Source organism: Streptomyces sp. NPDC058470, from assembly GCF_042721055.1.
In the GTDB taxonomy this organism is placed as follows: domain Bacteria; phylum Actinomycetota; class Actinomycetes; order Streptomycetales; family Streptomycetaceae; genus Streptomyces.
Map to the genome: position 1 here is coordinate 1 of NZ_JBHXMF010000005.1, position 17,786 is coordinate 17,786.

At 66.5% G+C, this 17,786-nt stretch carries 13 protein-coding genes; 1 reads left to right on the forward strand and 12 read right to left on the reverse strand.

The genetic code is table 11. The features are described 5' to 3' along the window. Positions 1-43: 43 nt before the first annotated feature. Both ACFWP7_RS05010 and ACFWP7_RS05015 read right to left on the reverse strand, forming a co-directional pair. Complete coding sequence (locus tag ACFWP7_RS05010; protein ID WP_384376135.1) at positions 44-1,828, reverse strand: glycosyltransferase; 1,785 nt, start codon at positions 1,826-1,828, stop codon at positions 44-46. Continuing rightward, complete coding sequence (locus ACFWP7_RS05015) at positions 1,825-3,096, reverse strand: nucleotide sugar dehydrogenase (RefSeq protein ID WP_384376138.1); 1,272 nt, start codon at positions 3,094-3,096, stop codon at positions 1,825-1,827. Before ACFWP7_RS05015 ends, ACFWP7_RS05010 begins: the two co-directional genes overlap by 4 nt. Before the next feature lie 232 nt (positions 3,097-3,328). Between ACFWP7_RS05015 and ACFWP7_RS05020 the strand changes: the two genes are divergently transcribed. After that, entirely contained in the window at positions 3,329-3,694 is a 366-nt protein-coding gene (locus tag ACFWP7_RS05020) for an NTP pyrophosphohydrolase (RefSeq protein ID WP_384376140.1), read from the forward strand. Positions 3,695-3,706: 12 nt separating this feature from the next. Here ACFWP7_RS05020 and ACFWP7_RS05025 read toward each other — a convergent pair whose 3' ends face one another. The 10 genes from ACFWP7_RS05025 to ngcE form a co-directional block, all read right to left on the reverse strand. After that, positions 3,707-5,164, reverse strand: coding sequence for an ArnT family glycosyltransferase (locus ACFWP7_RS05025; protein ID WP_384376143.1), 1,458 nt, complete (start codon positions 5,162-5,164; stop codon positions 3,707-3,709). A gap of 85 nt (positions 5,165-5,249) precedes the next feature. After that, entirely contained in the window at positions 5,250-6,773 is a 1,524-nt protein-coding gene (locus ACFWP7_RS05030; RefSeq protein ID WP_384376146.1) for an amino acid permease, read from the reverse strand. 145 nt (positions 6,774-6,918) lie between these two features. After that, a complete protein-coding gene (gene dxs, locus ACFWP7_RS05035; protein WP_384376149.1) occupies positions 6,919-8,868 on the reverse strand; it encodes a 1-deoxy-D-xylulose-5-phosphate synthase in 1,950 nt (649 codons plus the stop codon). Between the two features lie 212 nt (positions 8,869-9,080). Then, a complete protein-coding gene (locus ACFWP7_RS05040; protein WP_384376152.1) occupies positions 9,081-10,373 on the reverse strand; it encodes a sugar ABC transporter permease in 1,293 nt (430 codons plus the stop codon). Next, positions 10,370-11,161, reverse strand: coding sequence for an ATP-binding cassette domain-containing protein (locus tag ACFWP7_RS05045; RefSeq protein ID WP_384376155.1), 792 nt, complete (start codon positions 11,159-11,161; stop codon positions 10,370-10,372). Before ACFWP7_RS05045 ends, ACFWP7_RS05040 begins: the two co-directional genes overlap by 4 nt. Positions 11,162-11,346: 185 nt before the next feature. After that, positions 11,347-12,444, reverse strand: a complete 1,098-nt coding sequence (locus tag ACFWP7_RS05050) for a sugar ABC transporter substrate-binding protein (protein ID WP_384376650.1) — start codon at positions 12,442-12,444, stop codon at positions 11,347-11,349. A 133-nt stretch (positions 12,445-12,577) separates the two neighbouring features. After that, complete coding sequence (locus ACFWP7_RS05055; RefSeq protein ID WP_384376158.1) at positions 12,578-13,777, reverse strand: ROK family protein; 1,200 nt, start codon at positions 13,775-13,777, stop codon at positions 12,578-12,580. Positions 13,778-14,070: 293 nt separating this feature from the next. Continuing rightward, complete coding sequence (locus ACFWP7_RS05060; RefSeq protein WP_384376161.1) at positions 14,071-14,991, reverse strand: carbohydrate ABC transporter permease; 921 nt, start codon at positions 14,989-14,991, stop codon at positions 14,071-14,073. After that, a complete protein-coding gene (locus ACFWP7_RS05065; RefSeq protein ID WP_384376164.1) occupies positions 14,991-15,914 on the reverse strand; it encodes a carbohydrate ABC transporter permease in 924 nt (307 codons plus the stop codon). The genes ACFWP7_RS05060 and ACFWP7_RS05065 overlap by 1 nt, the downstream gene beginning before the upstream one ends. Positions 15,915-15,973: 59 nt before the next feature. Next, positions 15,974-17,425 (reverse strand): N-acetylglucosamine/diacetylchitobiose ABC transporter substrate-binding protein, encoded by a 1,452-nt coding sequence (gene ngcE, locus ACFWP7_RS05070; RefSeq protein WP_384376167.1) that lies wholly within the window; start codon positions 17,423-17,425, stop codon positions 15,974-15,976. Between the last annotated feature and the right edge of the window lie 361 nt (positions 17,426-17,786).

Here is a 17,786-nt window from a genome sequence, read left to right on the forward strand (position 1 = left end):
GGGGTTTCCCCGCGCGGCCCGCCCCTTCACCGTGTTCCCGGCTCTACCAGCCCTGTCCGTTTCCCTGTCCGTTTCCGTGCCCGTATCCCTGGCCCTGTCCCTGCTGCCAGGACGGGTCCACGTACTCGCCCTGCTGGGGCTGCTGGTACGGATCCGGCTGCTGCTGATCCGGCCACTGCTGCTGGTGCCGACCGGGGTTCTGTGCCTGGGCCGGGTGCCACTCGCCGCCCTGCGGCTGCGCGGGAGCCCCCCATGACACCCGCTGCTGAGGAACACCCTGGAGGTAGCCAGCGTCATGGTCCGGCGCCGGCGGATCCGCGGTGATGACGGCCGTACGCGCGGGAGATGTGCGCAGCGCGACGCCTTCGAGGCGCATGAGCTGCAGCGTCTCGCCGACCTTCGGATCGGAGTACGGGTCCTCCTCCTCCCAGATCTCCGTCACCTCTGCCTCGTGGTCCCCTGCCACCGACACCTCGACGCCACCCTGCCGGGTGCCCCAACTGCCCTTGTGGAGGGTGAAGAGCGCGTAGAAACGCAGCGGTGTCAGCAGCGTCAGCTGGATCACGCCGTAGAGCGGGGCGAGCAGGAACATGCCGAACCGCTTGATGAAGCCCATTCCACGGCGAGGGAAGTCGAGGTAGCGCACATTGCGCAGATACCCCATGAGCACCATGAAGACCAGGTAATCGCCGATGTGGTGGACGAACCGGTCGGGATGGATGATCGGCAGGATGACCATCGAATAGAACATCGCCGAGCCGAAGACCAGCCAGAGCATCAGTTCCATGGTGGTCAGCCAGAAAGCGGGCCGCCACTTCTTCTGATGGCGGAAGGCCCAGAGCGACTCCCGGAAGAACGACTTGTTCCAGCGGACCTGCTGGCGCAGGAAGTGCGGCAGCTTCTCCGGCACGGCCGTGTACCCGACAGCCGTCTCCTGGAAGACCACCTGCCCCTCGATGAGGCAGTAGTTGGTCATCCGTCGATCGTCGCCGAAGACGGCGGGCTTGCCCAGGAACTGCTGATTGAGGAAGTCCGGGAGGTATTTGCGCACCAGCGTCCCGCGATAGGCGGACAGCGCGCCGCAGCAGCAGAGCACGGACTTCAGACGCGAATACGCGGCGCGTTCGAAGAGGAAGGAGTTTCCGTACCGCAGGTCCTGGAGGCGGGTGAAGATGTTGCTGTCGTGGTTGAGCGCGAGGACCATGCCGGTGGCGGCCATGATCTTCTCGTCCGCCATCGGAAGGAGCAGCTCGCGGACCGTGTCCCGGGAGAGCACCGTGTCCGAGTCCACGCAGAGGAAGATGTCCGTGTACGGCGCCGCCTCGAACCCCAGGGCCAGCGCCTCGCGCTTGCCCTTGTTCTCCGGCTGCACGCTGACCGTGTACTTCACCCCGCGGGCCTCGAACTCACGGGCCAGCCGCTTGGCCATCCTGATGCCGCCGGCATCGGCACTGGCGTCGTCGATGATGTGGATCTCGTTGGGAAGCCGGCTCTGCGCGAGGAGACTGCGCAGTCCCTGCTCGAACATCACCGGGTCCTCGTTGTAGATCGGCATGACCGCGGTGACCCACGCGTTCTCGACGTACTCCAGCTCCTCCCGTCCCCCCTTGGCCGGACGGTAGAAGAGCGCCCCGAACATCTTGAGCGACAGAAGCCCCAGGGCAGCCATCGAGTACAGGTGCAGAGAACCGGCGTCCAGCCGGGTGGCGATCAGCACGGCCAGGCCCGCGAAGACGACGTACGAGACCTTCAGATGTCTGCGCTTGCGGTGCCGCTGGCGCCCGCCGGCATCGACGGCGCCCGGTATGTAGCTGTCCTCCGTGGTCACAGCTTGACCACCCGGGGGTGATCGGCCGACTTGCCACGGGTGTCGAACAGCATCCTGGCGCGGTCGGCGAGCAGTCCGAGGTCGATCTCCCGGTGGGGCTGGAGCAATATCGTGAGGTCCGCCGACTCGGCCGCGGCGAGGTAGTCCTCCGCCCGCTCGACCGGCACCCCGTCGACCGTCCAGTCGGCGACGCGCGGGTCGAAGTAGCTGAGTTCGGCGCCCCGCGCGCGCAGGTTCTCCGCCACGGCCAGCGCGGGGCTCTCCCGTTGGTCGGAGATGTCGGGCTTGTACGTCACGCCGAGCAGCAGGATCCGCGAGCCTCGGACGGCCTTGCCCTGGTCGTTCAGCAGATCGGCCGCGCGGTTGACCACGTGCACGGGCATGCGCTGGTTGATCTCCTGCGCCAGCTCCACGAAACGGAACGGGATGCCGAGCGAACGGACCTTGTAAGAAAGGTAGTTGGGGTCGATGGGTATGCAGTGCCCGCCCACACCGGGGCCGGGGTAGAAGGCCGAGAACCCGAACGGCTTGGTGGAGGCGCAGCGGATCGCGTCCCACAGGTCGACACCGATCTCGCGGCAGAACATCGACATCTCGTTGACGAGAGCGATGTTCACATGGCGGTAGGTGTTCTCCAGCAGCTTGGCCATCTCGGCCTCGCGGGTGCCCTTGGCCTCCACCACGCGCGTCACGAAGCGCTCATAGAGCGCGCGGGCGGCCTTGGTGCAGTCCGGCGTGATGCCACCGACCACCTTGGGCGTGTTCTCCAGCCCATAGGTGGGGTTGCCCGGGTCGATGCGTTCCGGGGAGAAGGCCAGGTGGAAGTCCTCGCCGACCCGCAGACCACCGGCCTCCAGCACGGGTCGTACGACCTCGTCGGTGGTTCCCGGATACGTGGTCGACTCCAGCACGACGAGGGTGCCGGGAACCAGGTGGGCGGCGATGTCGGCGACCGCGGCGTGTACCGCGCCGAGGTCCGGGGAGCCGTGGTCGGTGAGGGGAGTCGGCACGCAGACGACGACCGCGGCGGCGCCGGCGATGACCTCGGGCCGGTCGACCGCTTCGAAGTCCTGTTCGAGCATCCTGCGGACTTCGCCGTCGGTGATGTCGTCGACATGCGAACAGCCCGCGTTCAGACCGTCGACGACCCGTCGGCTGCGGTCGAGACCGACCACCTTCAGCCCAGCCGCCGAGGCAGAACGGGCCAGGGGAAGCCCCACATAGCCAAGTCCGACAACAACAAGATCCACCGTGGGGGATCTGCTCACGACATCATTCCCAACCCCGTTGCACCGGGCAGAGCTGTCCGGTGTGTGGCGATACCTCGACCGTTCGATTCCCTGACGAATCGAACAAGAGAGGGGATGCTAACAAAAACTTCACACCTCAAACACACGTTCACAAGTGCCCCTTCTCACCTGTAGGGGCATACAACCTTCCACTCGCCTCACGTGTCTTCCGTCATCCCACCGGTCTGTCCAGGCGTGGAAAGGTAGCCCTGTGACGACACTCGTGATCATCGACGCTGCCAACGTCGTCGGATCCGTCCCCGACGGCTGGTGGCGGGATCGCCGGGGTGCCGCGGAGCGGCTCCGGGACCGGCTCGCGGTGGACGGCATCCCGGGGCGCGAGGGACCGGTGGAGATCGTCCTCGTGGTCGAGGGGGCCGCCCGGGGCGTGGAGTCCGTGCCGGGTGTACGGGTGGAGGCGGCGCCCGGGAGCGGGGACGACCGGATCACCGAGCTGGCGGCCGCCGCGGCCGGGCGGCCCTGCCTGGTCGTGACGGCGGATCGTGAACTCCGGCGCCGGGTAGGCGAGTTCGGGGCGGAGGTGGTGGGTCCACGAGCGGTACGAGGGGACTCGTAAGGGGCCTGGGAATCAGTTCCGTTCGCGCACGTACAGCACCGCCCCGTCCATCACCCCCGCCTCCTCGTACCCCCCGGCCAGCAGCCGCCGCAGCGACGGCACCCGCTTCGGTGCGTACGGCTTGTCGCGGGAGTCGTCGATGACGAGGGCCGGCGGATGGGCCGCCATTTCCGCGCGGAACACCGGCCAGGCTCCCTCGACGGCGTACTTCTCGCCGACCTGGGGGCCGTTGCGGCCGCCGCTGTAGTTGGTGAGGAGACCGGCGGTGAGGAAGCGGCTGGCGGGGGTGCGGTCGGCGAGCCAGTAGATCTCGGGGTGTATGCCCCAGACGAGGACTCGGTCACCGGGGTCCGTGCGGTGGGCCACCGCGGCCGCGAGGCGTTGCGCGTGGTTGAGGTCGGGGCGCGGCGCGAGCAGGCCCCAGGTGAGGAACAGGGTGCAGCAGCAGACGGAGGTGAGGACGGCCCTCATCAGCCGGTCGCGGGGCAGGATCTGGAGTGCAGCCGTCGCCAACAGGGCGATCGGCGGAGTGAGTTGCAGGTAGTAGTGGCCGAAGAAGTGGAAACCGAGAAGTACCGCGGCCGCCGAGGAGGCCAGCCACAGCCAGAGCTCCGCCGAACCCGTGCGGGCGATGCGCAGGACTCGTACCACCGGAGGGATCAGGCCCGCGCAGGCCACTGCCAGGATCGAGGTGTTGGTCAACCCACGTCCCAGGACGTGGAGTTCGGAGCCGGTGAAGGAGGCGTACGCGCCTGATCCGGTGACCGTCCAGAACAGGAACCCCGCAGGGTCGGTGACCAGCGCCGCACAGAGGACGGGCAGGACTGCTCCAACTCCGAGCCGCACCAAACCCGTTCGGGGCGCGCCGTGCCGGTACAACAGCCACACCACCGGCACAAGGACCGCCCCGCCCGTCTGCTTCGCCAGGAACGCGCACGCGACCGCGGCCCCGGCGGCGCCCCACCGGCGCCGGTCCGCACACCACATCGCCGCTGCCGTGCCCGGCAGCATGAACACCTCGAAGGTCGCGGCCTGCGCGTCCTCGGGGTTGAGCCCGATGGAGACCAGCAGGTACAGCACGCCCGCCGTGCGCCCCGCCCGGTCGCCCCAGCGGCGCTTGGCCAGCGACGCGAGCAGCACGGCGGTGGACAGCTGGGCCACGACCGCGAGGACCCGTACCGAAGTGAGCGAACCGGAGCCGGACGCCGCGAAGGCCGCCTCGTACAGCCACGGCACGAGCGGTGGCTTGCGGTCCACGACGGTCGAGTAGAGCTCTCCACCGTTCGCCAGTATCCGCGCCTGTACGGCGAGATAGCCCTCGTCGGGGTTCCACAGCGGACGTATGAAGGAGGGGGCCCGGGTGACGCAGGCGAGTAGTGCCAGGAAGGGCAGGAGCCGTCTCCAGTAGGCGCGGTCCGGTCCTCGCGACGCGGCTACGGAGCGTGGTGATTCCAGGAGCTCGGCGAGCATATGGTGCACGCTATCCGGCCCCGCAGCCTCCGCCGAAGCGAGACATACGGGGCCGGATCAGCAAAAAACAGTTCCTGAAAGGGAGTTACTGGGAGTCGCCGCTCTGCGGCTTGGGTACCGCGCCCGCCGCTGCCCGCTCCTGCAGGCCGAGACGGCTGTGCGAACGCCCGTACAGGAAGTAGATGACGAAGCCGATCACCATCCAGATACCGAACCGCAGCCAGGTCTCGGCGGGCAGGTTCAGCATCAGCCACAGCGAGGCCAGCACGGAGACGATGGGGAGGAAGGGCACCAGGGGGGTGCGGAAGGCGCGGGGCAGCTCGGGGCGGCTGCGCCGGAGGATGACCACGCCGATCGCGACCACGACGAAGGCGAACAGCGTGCCGATGTTCACCAGTTCGGCGAGTTCACTCAGGCTGGTGAAGCCCGCGAGGATCGCGATGATGACGCCGAGCAGGATGGTCGGCCGGTGCGGGGTCCTGAAGCGCGGGTGAACGTGCGAGAAGAACCGCGGCAGCAGTCCGTCGCGGCTCATCGCGAAGAAGACCCGGGTCTGGCCGAGGAGCAGGATCATGCAGACCGTGGTCAGGCCGACGGCGGCGCCGAAGCTGATGAAGCCCGCGAACCAGGGGTGCCCGGTGGCCTTGAACGCATCGGCGAGCGGGGCGTCCACGGACAGGTCGGTGTATTTCTGCATGCCGGTCACGACGACCGCCACGGCGACGTACAGGGTGGTGCAGATGACCAGCGAGCCGAGGATGCCCCGCGGCATGTCCCGCTGCGGGTTCTTGGTCTCCTCGGCGGCCGTGGCCACGACGTCGAAGCCGATGAAGGCGAAGAAGACGACCGAGGCGGCGGTGAAGATGCCCATCACCCCGAAGTTGGAGGGCGCCCAGCCGAACATCAGCTGGATGAGCGGGGACTGGAGGTCGGCGCCGGCGTCCACGGTCTGCGCCTTCGGGATGAACGGGTCGTAGTTGTCGGCCTTGATGAAGAAGGCGCCCGCGACGATCACGACGAGGACGACGGTCACCTTGATGGCGACGACGAGCGAGGTGATCCGCGCGGAGAGCTTCATGCCGAGCACGAGAATGCCGGTGAGCACCAGTACGAGGGCGGCGGCCAGGATGTCGAACCCGAAGCCGTCGGCCCCCTCTCTTCCGCTGAGTGCCTCCGGCAGGTGCCAGCCCGCGTTGTCGAGGAGCGAGGCGACGTAACCGGACCAGCCGACGGCGACCACCGCCGTGCCGAGCGCGAACTCCAGCACCAGGTCCCAGCCGATGATCCAGGCGGGCAGCTCGCCGAGCGAGGCGTACGAAAAGGTGTAGGCGGAGCCGGCCACCGGGACCGTGGACGCGAACTCGGCGTAACAGAGGGCGGCAAGCGCGCAGACGACCCCGGACACCACGAAGGCCAGGGCGACGGCGGGGCCTGCGTTGTTCTTGGCGACCGTGCCGGTGAGCACGAAGATGCCGGTGCCGATGATGACTCCGACGCCGAAGACGGTGAGATCCAGAGCGGACAGCGACTTCTTGAGTGCGTGCTCCGGCTCCTCAGTGTCCAAGATCGACTGTTCGATCTTCTTCGTTCTGAAGACGGTGCTGCTCACGGGTGTACCTCCACGCTTGACGTCCTCGACATGATCGAGGGGGCGTGTGCTGCGCATGCCCCGGCGCGGACATGTTCACGCGAATGGGCCGGTTTCACCACCCCTTCAGGGTGATGAAACCGGCCCAAGGGACCTGTGGGGTACGTCAGTCGCGCACGGGCTGTACTACGTCGACGGCGTCCACGGCCTCCGCGGTGGTGCGCTCGAACCGCCCGTCGAGTTTGGACACGAGGCCGGTGACCTGGCGAGCGATGTCCGGCGCGGTCAGGCCGATCTCCGTCATGACCTCCTTGCGGGAGGCGTGGTCGAGGAAGCGCGGCGGGATGCCGAAGTTGCGAAGCGGGACATCAACACCACCGTCGCCCGCGTCGCGCAGGGCCTGCGCGATCGTCGAACCGACGCCGCCGACGCGGGAGTTGTCCTCGACGGTGACCACGACCCGGTGCTGCTCGGCGAGCGGGGCCATGGCCTCGTCGACGGGCTTGACCCAGCGCGGGTCGACGACGGTCGTGGAGATGCCCTGCTTGTCGAGGAGGCCGGCGATCTCCAGGCACATCGGTGCGAGGGCGCCGACCGAGACGAGAAGGACGTCCGGGTTGTCGGTGCCCGGCTCGCGCAGCACGTCCATGCCGCCGATCCGGCCCAGGGCGGGGACGGCCGGGCCGACCGCGCCCTTGGAGAAGCGGACCACGGTCGGCGCGTCGGTGACCTCGACGGCCTCGCGCAGCTGGGCGCGGACCTGGTCGGCGTCGCGCGGCGCGGCCAGCCGCAGACTCGGCACGACCTGGAGGATCGACATGTCCCACATGCCGTTGTGCGAGGGGCCGTCGGTGCCGGTGACGCCCGCCCGGTCGAGGACGAAGGTGACACCGCACTTGTGCAGGGCCACGTCCATCAGGACCTGGTCGAAGGCGCGGTTGAGGAAGGTCGCGTAGACGGCGAAGACGGGGTGCAGTCCGCCGGTGGCGAGGCCGGCCGCGGAGACGGCGGCGTGCTGCTCGGCGATTCCGACGTCGTACACCCGTTTGGGGAAGGCCTTGGCGAACCTGTCGAGGCCGACCGGCTGGAGCATCGCGGCGGTGATGGCGACGATGTCCTTGCGCTCCTCGCCGAGCTTGACCATCTCCTCGCCGAAGACGGAGGTCCAGTCGGCGCCGGCGGAGGCGATCGGCAGGCCCGTGTCGGGGTGGATCTTGCCGACGGCGTGGAAGCGGTCCGCCTCGTCCTGGAGGGCGGGCTGGTAGCCGCGGCCCTTCTCGGTGAGGCAGTGCACGATGACCGGGCCGCCGAAGCGCTTGGCGCGGGCGAGGGCCGACTCCAGGGCCTCGATGTCGTGGCCGTCGATCGGGCCGACGTACTTGAGGCCGAGGTCCTCGAACATGCCCTGCGGGGCGATGAAGTCCTTGAGGCCCTTCTTGGCGCCGTGCAGGGTCTCGTAGAGGGGCTTGCCGACGACCGGGGTGCGCCCCAGGAGGTCCTTGCCGCGGGCCAGGAAGCGCTCGTAGCCATCGGTGGTCCGCAGCGTCGCCAGGTGGTTCGCGAGGCCGCCGATGGTCGGTGCGTACGAGCGTTCGTTGTCGTTGACGACGATCACCAGGGGGCGGTCCCTGGCGTCGGCGATGTTGTTGAGCGCCTCCCAGGCCATACCGCCGGTGAGGGCGCCGTCGCCGATGACCGCGACCACGTGGTCGTCGCGCTCCAGGACCTCGTTCGCCTTCGCGAGGCCGTCGGCCCAGCCGAGGACCGTCGAGGCGTGCGAGTTCTCGATGACGTCGTGCTCCGACTCGGCCTGCGAGGGGTAGCCGGAGAGGCCGCCCTTCATCTTCAGCTTGGAGAAGTCCTGACGGCCGGTGAGCAGCTTGTGGACGTAGGACTGGTGGCCCGTGTCCCACAGCACCCTGTCCCTGGGCGACTCGAAGACACGGTGCAGGGCGATCGTCAGCTCCACGACACCGAGATTCGGGCCGAGGTGGCCGCCGGTCTTGGAGACCGCGTCGACGAGGAAGGTCCTGATCTCGCCGGCCAGCTGGTCCAACTGCTCCAGGCTGAGCCGGTCCAGATCGCGCGGTCCCCTGATGCGGGTCAGCAACGGCACCCGTGCCTCCTTGCGATAGAGCTGTTCGAGCTTTGCCGGGTCTGTCGAGTCTAATGTTCCGCCTTTCATGTCGGCGTCCGGGCTGTGCGTTGTACGTCACGCGAACGGCTGTAAATCGTCGTACCGGTCCCCCCGGATCGCCCGGCATGTCCGGACATAGAAGTGCCCGGTACCGCCATGGGTACCGGGCACTTCGATCAGAGGTGCGACCGCTAGGCGCGTCCCGCCGACTTCTGGGTCTTGCGGGTGACCGCGTCGAGGACGACCGTGGCCAGGAGCACACCACCGGTGATCATGTACTGGATCGGCGAGGCGATGCCCTGAAGGGCGAGGCCGTACTGGATCGAGACGATGACCAGCACACCGAGCAGCGCGTTCCAGGTGCGACCGCGGCCGCCGAAGAGGCTGGTGCCACCGATGACGGCCGCCGCGATGGCGTTCATCAGGAGGTCACCGGCGCCCGCGCCCTGGTTGGCGGAGGCGATCTTCGAGGCGATGAACAGACCGCCGATCGCGGCGAAGGTGCCGGCGATCGCGAAGACCGAGATCCGGACCATCTCCACGTTGATACCGGCGCGCCGGGAGGCCTCGACGCTTCCGCCGAGCGCGAAGATCTTCCGTCCGTACGAGGTACGGCGCAGCACGAAGTCCGTGAGCAGCAGCACCGCGATGAAGATCACCACGGCCAGCGGCAGGCCCTTGTACTGGTTGTAGGTGATCGCCACGGCGAAGGCGACGATCGCCAGGAGCGCGGTACGCAGGATGGTCTCGCTCAGCGGCTGGGACGGCACCCCGGCGGCTCCGCGACGCTTGTTGCCGTAAAAGGAACTGAGGAAGAACCCGGCGGTCACGACGATCGCGAGCGCGTAGGCGGCGGCCACATCGGTGAAGTAGTAGCTGGTCAGCTTGGCGACGACGCCTTCGCTGTCCAGGTTGATGGTGCCGTTGTCGCCCAGGATCTGGAGCATGAAGCCGTTCCAGAACAGCAGACCCGCCAGCGTGACGGCGAAGGCCGGCACACCGATCCGCGCGAACACGAAGCCGTGGATGGCACCCGCGACCGTACCCGTGAGGATGGCCAGCACAAAGGCCAGCCACTCGTTCATGCCGTGCGTAACGTTCAGCACGGCGAAGGCGGCACCCGCGACGCCGGAGACCGAACCGACCGACAGGTCGATCTCACCGAGCAGCAGCACGAAGACGATACCGACGGCGATCATGCCCGTGCCGACCATGGCGACGGAGATGTCGGACAGGTTGCCCGCGGTGAGGAAGTTGGAGTTCAAGCTCTGGAAGATGATCCAGATGACGATCAGACCGATGACGACCGGGATGGAGCCCAGGTCACCGGCCTTCATCTTGCGCTTGAACTCGGAGAGGTAGCCCGCGAAGCCCTGCTCGCGGACCAGCAGCCGGGGGTCGACCGCGGTGACCGCCGCGGCGGCCGCCTCGGGGTTCTCCACCGCGTGGTCCTCGGAGGTCGCGGAGGTCTTGTCGATGCTCACTTCTGAGCCTCCCCATTGCTGCGCGCCGCACGACGGGTCACGGCGTTTTCCGTGGCACCCGTGATGGCGGAGATGATCTCTTCTTGCGAGGTCGACTTGACCTCGAAGATGCCATTGTTGCTGCCCAGACGCAGGACGGCGACCTTGTCGGCCACCGCCTTCACATCGGCCATGTTGTGGCTGATGAGGAGCACGGCGTGGCCGCGCTCGCGCAGCCGCTCCACCAGGTCGAGGACCTGGGCGGTCTGCTCGACGCCGAGGGCGGCGGTGGGCTCGTCGAGGATGACGAGCTTGGGATCGCCGAGCATCGAACGGGCGATCGCCACGGTCTGACGCTGGCCGCCGGAGAGCGAGGCGATCGGGATACGAACGCTGGGGATGCGGATGGACAGCGTGTCCAGCAGCTCGCGGGAGCGGCGCTCCATCTCGACCTCGTCCAGGATGCCGCGCTTCTTCAGCTCCCGGCCCAGGTAGAGGTTGCCTACTACATCAATGTTGTCGCAGAGAGAGAGGTCTTGGTAGACGGTCGCGACACCAAGGTTCTGCGCGTCGTGCGGCTTGTTGATCTGGACGGCCTCGCCGTCCCACTCGATGACGCCCTCATCGATGGGATGCACGCCGGCGATCGTTTTCACCAGCGTGGACTTTCCGGCGCCGTTGTCGCCCACCAGGGCGACCACTTCACCGGCGTGGACCTCAAGCTCGACATCGGTGAGCGCCTGAACGGCACCGAATCGCTTGGAGACCCCGCGCAACGCCAGAACAGGCGTAGCGGACACGTTAACCATCTCCTTCGCCGCCTGACCCGGCGGGAGGTTGTGCAGAAATATATGGAGGGGAGTGTTCCGTCCGGCGCCCCGCCCTAGCTTTGCGGGGCTGATGGATGCGAGGCGCCGGAGGGGCTTGGAGTGCACAAGTCCCGTACGGGAATTCAAGGGCGAATTCCCGTACGTGGCTAGGGACTTACGGCGACTTACTTGATGCCGAGCGTGTCGCACTCGGCCTTGTAGGCGCTCGTGCAGATCTCGGCGACGGTGTAGATGCCATCCTTGATGACCGTGTCGTTGATCTTGTCCTTGGTCAGCGAGACGACCGGGACGAGCACCGTCGGGACGGCCTTGGTGGTCGGGCTGTCGACCGTGGTCTTGGCGATGGAGTCGAGCGACTTGCCCTGGGCGAGCGCGACAGCCATCTCGCCGGCGATGTCGGCTTCCTGCGGGTAGGGCTTGTAGACGCTCATGTACTGCGTACCGGCGACGATGCGCTGCACACCCGCGAGCTCCGCGTCCTGGCCGGTGACCGGGATGTCGGAGATACCGGCGGCCTTGAGGGCGGTGATGATACCGCCGGCCATGCCGTCATTGGCGGAGTAGACGCCGACGATCTTGTCCTTGCCAAGGGCGGAGATGGCGCCCTCCATGTTGGCGTTGGCGTTCTCCGGCTTCCACTCCTTGGTGTCGTACTCCTTGCCGACGGTCACCTTGCCGTCGAGGACGGAGTGCGCGCCCTTCTTGAAGAGGGCGGCGTTCGGGTCGGTGGACGACCCGTTCATCATGACGATGTCACCGTCCTTGGCCTTGTCGCCGAGGGCCGTGAGGAGTGCCTCGCCCTGAACCCGGCCGACCTCTTCGTTGTCGAAGGAGGTATAGGCGTCGATCGGGCCTTCCGCCAGACGGTCGTAGGCGACGACCGGGATGCCGGCGTCCTTGGCCTTCTGGACCGAGGTCTTGATGGCCGCGGAGTCCACAGCGTCGACGATCAGGACGTCCACCTTGTTGGTGATCATCGTGTCGACCTGCTGGTTCTGCGCGCTGGGGTCCTGCTTGGCGTTGGCGTAGATGACCTCGCCCTTGTTGTTCGTGAGCTCCTTGACCTTCTTCTCGATCAAGGGCTTGTCGAACTTCTCGTAACGCGCAGTCTGGTTCTCGGGAAGAAGCAGGCCGACCTTGATGTCGTCGCCCTTGGCTGCGCCCGACGGGGTGCTGCTGTCATCGGACTCCGCTGCACTGCCACAGGCAGCCAGCGAGACGGCCATCGCACCAACGGCAACGGCAACGGCGGCACGACGCATACGCGTGTTCACTTTAGAAACCTCCCTGACGAGGCCGCGTCGTTGCGGCCGAGGTGGCTGGAAGTCAACTCGGCCACGAGTGCGACGTCAAGAAGTAAATACTTAACGAGATGGCAACGGCGTCATGCGTTCCCTAAGTGAAGGCAGGGGTCGCTGCATGCAGCGAGCCGTCCAAAAGGGTCGAATCACCCATCTCGCTGAGTGCGAGAGCGAGTGCCCCGAGGACCTCCGCGCGGCCCCCAAGGGCCCCTGGCAACACCGAGAGCTGACGCGCGGCGCTGGGGATCGCATAGCGGCCGACAGACTCCCTTATGGGCCCGAGAACGAGCTCTCCGGCCTCGGCGAGATCGCCGCCGAGGACCACCCGACTCGGGTTCAGCAAATTACAGAGATTCGCGACTCCACTGCCGATGTGGCGGCCGACGTCGGCGATCACCCGACGACAGCCTGGATCACCGTCCCGCGCCAGCCTGACCATGCCTTCCATGGTCAGATCGGCGCCATGACTGGACTGAAGCAGCGGCAGCACGTAGCGCGCCGCAGTGAAGGTCTCCAGGCATCCCCGATTGCCGCAGCGACAAACGGGGCCGGATTCATCAAGAGTAATATGCCCGATTTCTCCCGCCGTGCCACCCGGGCCGCGGTAGATCTTGCCGTTGATCACCAGACCCGCGCCGACCCCGCTCGCGACCTTGATGTACGCCAGATCCTTGACCCCGCGCCCACCACCCCAGACCAGCTCCCCCAGCGCGCCCAGGTTGGCGTCGTTGTCCACGTGCACCGGCACTCCGAGGCGTCCGCCCATCTCCTCGGCGGGCTTCGTGCCCGTCCAGCCCGGCAGGATGGCGGTGGAGCCGAGGGTCCCCGACTCGACGTCGATCGGTCCCGGCACGCCGAGACCCACGCCGGCGATCTTCGAGCGGTCCACCCCGGTCACCGCGATCAGACGGCTGACCAGCTCTTCCGCCCGGTCGAAGCCCTGCGCTGCGGAGGCGTCCACATCGAGCGGCTCGGACTCCTCGGCGAGCACCTGATGGGCGAGGTTCCCGACCGCGACGCGCAGATGCGTATGCCCGAAGTCGACGCCGATGACGATGCCCGCGTCGCCGCTGAGACTGACGCTGCGGGCCCTGCGGCCGCCCGCCGAGGTCGGTGTGACCTCGACCGTTCCCGCGTCCTTGAGCTCCCGGACGATGTTGGAGACGGTCGCCGCGGACAGGCCCGTCGTCCTCGCGATCTCCGCCTGCGTGAGCGAACCCGCCAGGCGCACCGCACGCACGACGCGCTCGAGATTGGCTCGGTGCAGCGACGACTGCGACCCCGGAGTCTCCATCGACTCATCCACTCCTGCCCTAAGCGGGCGGCCCCGATGCCGCCCATGTGATCCGGGTCACAGCAGCGGGACCCGGGTCACTACAAGTTGTGAACTCCAAGCTCCGCTGAACGGGTTACCGCAGTCAAGTCCTTGACGGAAATCGGGGCCGCCTGGTCCCGTTCCGTTTCCGTCACCCTGCGGACACATCCTCGCCACTCCCGGGTCGGAGCCGACGAACACGAAGGGGGTCGCGAAGCACTGCTTGAGCGTCGCCGAAGCGAGGCCTCCCTTGGAGTTGGAGTTTCGACTCGTTACTTGAGAGCGCCTGCCGTCAAGCCCTGCACCACCTGTCGCTGGAAGATGATGTACGCAGCCAGCACAGGCAGCATGGCCATGACCAGACCGGCGAACAGGCCCGACCAGTCGCCCTTGTACCCCTGGCTGGTCGCCAGCTCGACGAGGCCCTGGGACAGCACCTTCTTGTCCGGGTCCGTGTTGAGCACCGTCGGGAGCATGTACTGGTTCCACTGCCCCAGGAAGTTGAAGATGCCGACGCTGATCAGGCCCGGCTTGGCCATCGGCAGCATGATCTGGAAGAACGTCCGGGTGTGCGAGGCCCCGTCGACGAAGGCCGCCTCTGCGATCGACGTCGGCAGCGTCCTGAAGAACGAGGTCAGGAAGAACACGGTGAACGGCAGCGAGTAGGCGATGTAGACGAGAATCAGGCCCGGCAGGGTGTTCAACAACTGCATGTTGTTCAGCACGTAGAACAGCGGCACCAGGGCGAGCATGACCGGGAAGCTCATACCTCCGACGAAGAGGAAGTAGATGAAGCGGTTTCCCGGGAACTCGAAGCGGGCCAGGACGTACGCGGCCATTGAGCCGAGCACGAGCGTGCCGACCAGCGAAAAGCCCACCACGATGATCGTGTTGCCGAAGTAGTCGCTCATGTGCGCCTGCGACCAGGCCCGCGACCAGTTGTCGAAATGCAGCTTGTCGGGCAGCGACCAGGGCGAACTGAAGATGGCGTTGTCGTCCTTGAAGGACGTCATCACCGCCCAGAGCAGCGGCAGGACGACCATGATCGCCCAGATGACGAGGATCGCGTGCGAGAAGACATTGAGTACGCCGCCCTTGCTGCTCCCGGCCTTCACCGGCGCGGCCCGCGTCTTCACCACCCGGGGGCGGTCCTCGACCGGATCCGCGGTCGGCGGGGTGTCAGTGGTCTTCATCAGTACTCCAGCCGCTCGCGCCGGCCCAGTCGCATCACGATCGCCGCGAACAGCAGCGTGACGACGAGGAGGGCGACACCGATCGTTGTCGCATAGGCGGCGTTCGCGTCGCGGAACGCCGATTGGTACACGTACAGCGGAAGGACCGTGGTCGAGTAGTCGGGCCCGCCGGGGCCCACAGTCATGATCTGTACGGCGGCGAACGCCTCGGCGCCGAGGGACAGGATTCCCATGTAGACCCATCCCGACTGCACGGTGTCCCAGAGCAGCGGAAGGGTGATCCTGAAGAACGTGGTGAATCGGCTCGCGCCGTCGAGAAGTGCGGCCTCGTAGAAGTCCTTCGGAATCGAGGCCATTCCCGCGGAGAACAGCACGACGAAGAATCCGACCGTGCTCCACAGAAGTACGGACATCACGCACCACAGGGCGAGATTCGGATCGCCCAGCCAGTCCGGCTGAACGCTATCGAGGCCGATGGCCTTGAACGTCCCGTTGATCACCCCGTCGTTGGGGTTGTATGCGAACTGGAAGAGCAGGGCGACGATCGCGATCGAAAGCACCTGCGGAAAGAAATAGGCGATCTTGTAGAAACCCGAGCCGCGTACTCCGGTGATGGCGGCGCCCTTTCGGCGCCGCCCACCGACATTGAGCATGAAGGCGAAGAAGAGCGCGAGACCCAGAGTCACCAGCGGCAGCAGCAGAGCGAACAGCAGGCTGTGCTGCAACGACTTCCAGAAGACGTCGTCGTCCAGCATTCTGGTGTAGTTCGCGAAGCCGACCATCTTGAAGTCGGGGCTCAGACCGGTCCAGTCCGTGAACGAGTAGTAGATCGCCTGGATGAACGGCCAGATCACGAAGATCGCGTACAACGCCAAGGGGGTCACCAAGAACCCCGCAATGAACCGGTACTTGCCGTGTTGCATGGTTACCGACCCCGATCGTTTTGCGGGTGCCGCCGCTGGTGACGTAGGCGCATGTGCCGTTACTGGTGCTTGTAGTGCTTGATGGACTGGTCCTTGGCCGCCGCGTCCGCGTAACCCTGGATCTTCTTGATGGCCTCGGCCGGGGTCAGTCGCCCTGCCATCATCTCGCCGAGACCGGAGACACCGATCTGTTCCTTCTGAAGCTTCACGTACCAGTCCTGGAGCCGCGGGTTGACGACGTTGTCGCCGGCCTTCTCCAGAGCCGCGACACCGGACTTGAGACCCGGGGTCAGCTCGACGCCGTCGGTACCGCCATTGAGGGCGGTGAGTGACTTCACCTGGGTGGTGAAGTTCTTCGACGAGGCCTCACTGAGCATGATGCGCAACTGCTCCATGCCGCCCGTGGGGTTGGCCGCCTTGGCCGGGACGATGAAGGGCTCGCCGCCGGAGGCCCAGATCGTACCGAACGGCATCTTGTCGGAGCTGTCGAGGCCGGTGGGACCACTGACGGCCAGATTGAAGTCGGCGGGGATGACGTTCGCAGACTCGTTCTCGACCCAGGAGCCGTTCGGGATGAAGAGCGCCTCGCCCTTGGCCCAGGCGGTCTGCGACTGGATGTGGTCGATTCCCGGAGTGCCCTTGAGGATGTAACCCTTCTTGAAGAGCTCGTAGTACGCCTCGAACGCGGACTTGACGGCCGGGTCCTTCCAGGCGTTCGGCTCCAGGTTGTCGATCCTGTCGAGAACCTCGCGGCCGCCGATCTTGGCGATGAACGGGTAGAGCGAGAACGGCAGGTAGTCCGGGTACTTGCCCGCGTACGTCCAGCCGGCGATGCCCTGCTTCTTCGCCTTCTCGCAGAGCGCGAGCATGGCGTCCCAGTCCTCGGGGTACGTCGCGTCGAGCCTGTCGAGAGCGGTCTGCGAGTACCAGACGCCGTAGACCGTGTAGGCGTAATACATGATCCAGACCGGGTCTCCGTCGAACTGGCCCATCTCGACGATGCCGGGGCGCAGCGTGTCGCGTACCTTCTTCGCCGGGTCGTCGATGGACGGCGCGTCGAGGAGCGGAGTGAGGTCGGTGAGCTGCTTCTTTCCGACCAGCACGCCCATGTCCATCTGCTGGGCGCCGGAGTTGTCGATCAGATCCGGAGGAGTGCCGCCGTTGAACTTGGGCTGCAGTTCGGACTGGATCTTCTGGGTCTTGTGGAAATCGATCTTGACCTTGGGGTACGCCTTCTTGTATTCGGCGTTGGCGTCGGTCGCGTACTCCGTGCCGAAACCACCGTCGAAGATGACGACCGAAAGCGTGGCCGTCTCATTGACGCCCAGCGGGTTCTTCGTCGTCTTCTTGCCGGTCTCGGCCTTGTCCCCCGAACCGCTGTCGCTGCTCGCACAAGCGGACAAAAAGCTCATCGTCGGTACGGAAATCAGGCCGAGCGCTGCCGACCGCTTGATCAGATCGCGCCGTCCGACACCCTCGGGGTTGCTGTTCTCGGCGGAAGTGGATCCCATGCTCAAGTCCTCGCCTTCTTCAGGACTCAGGCGGTGAACCGGATCCTCCCCGGCACCGCGGTTGGGTCAAGCTGGGGCCGTACGGGAGGGATTCAGTGAAACGACGTGGCGATCGGTGTAAGTGACACAGTCCACCGCCTCCATATTTCCCCCCGTGTCGCGCCTGTACACAGCCGATGAACAGGGGCAGACGCCGACAGGTATAGTCCACTTCACGCCAATGGAGCAAGATCGAATGCACGTTTGGTTGTCGGTCTTTTCCGAGTTGAGACCTCGCGGAAATGTGGGACAGCCACGCGTTCCTCCCGAGAAGATCCACAGGGTGCCAACCTCCCACGATGGGAGCAATGCGCGGCTTGTC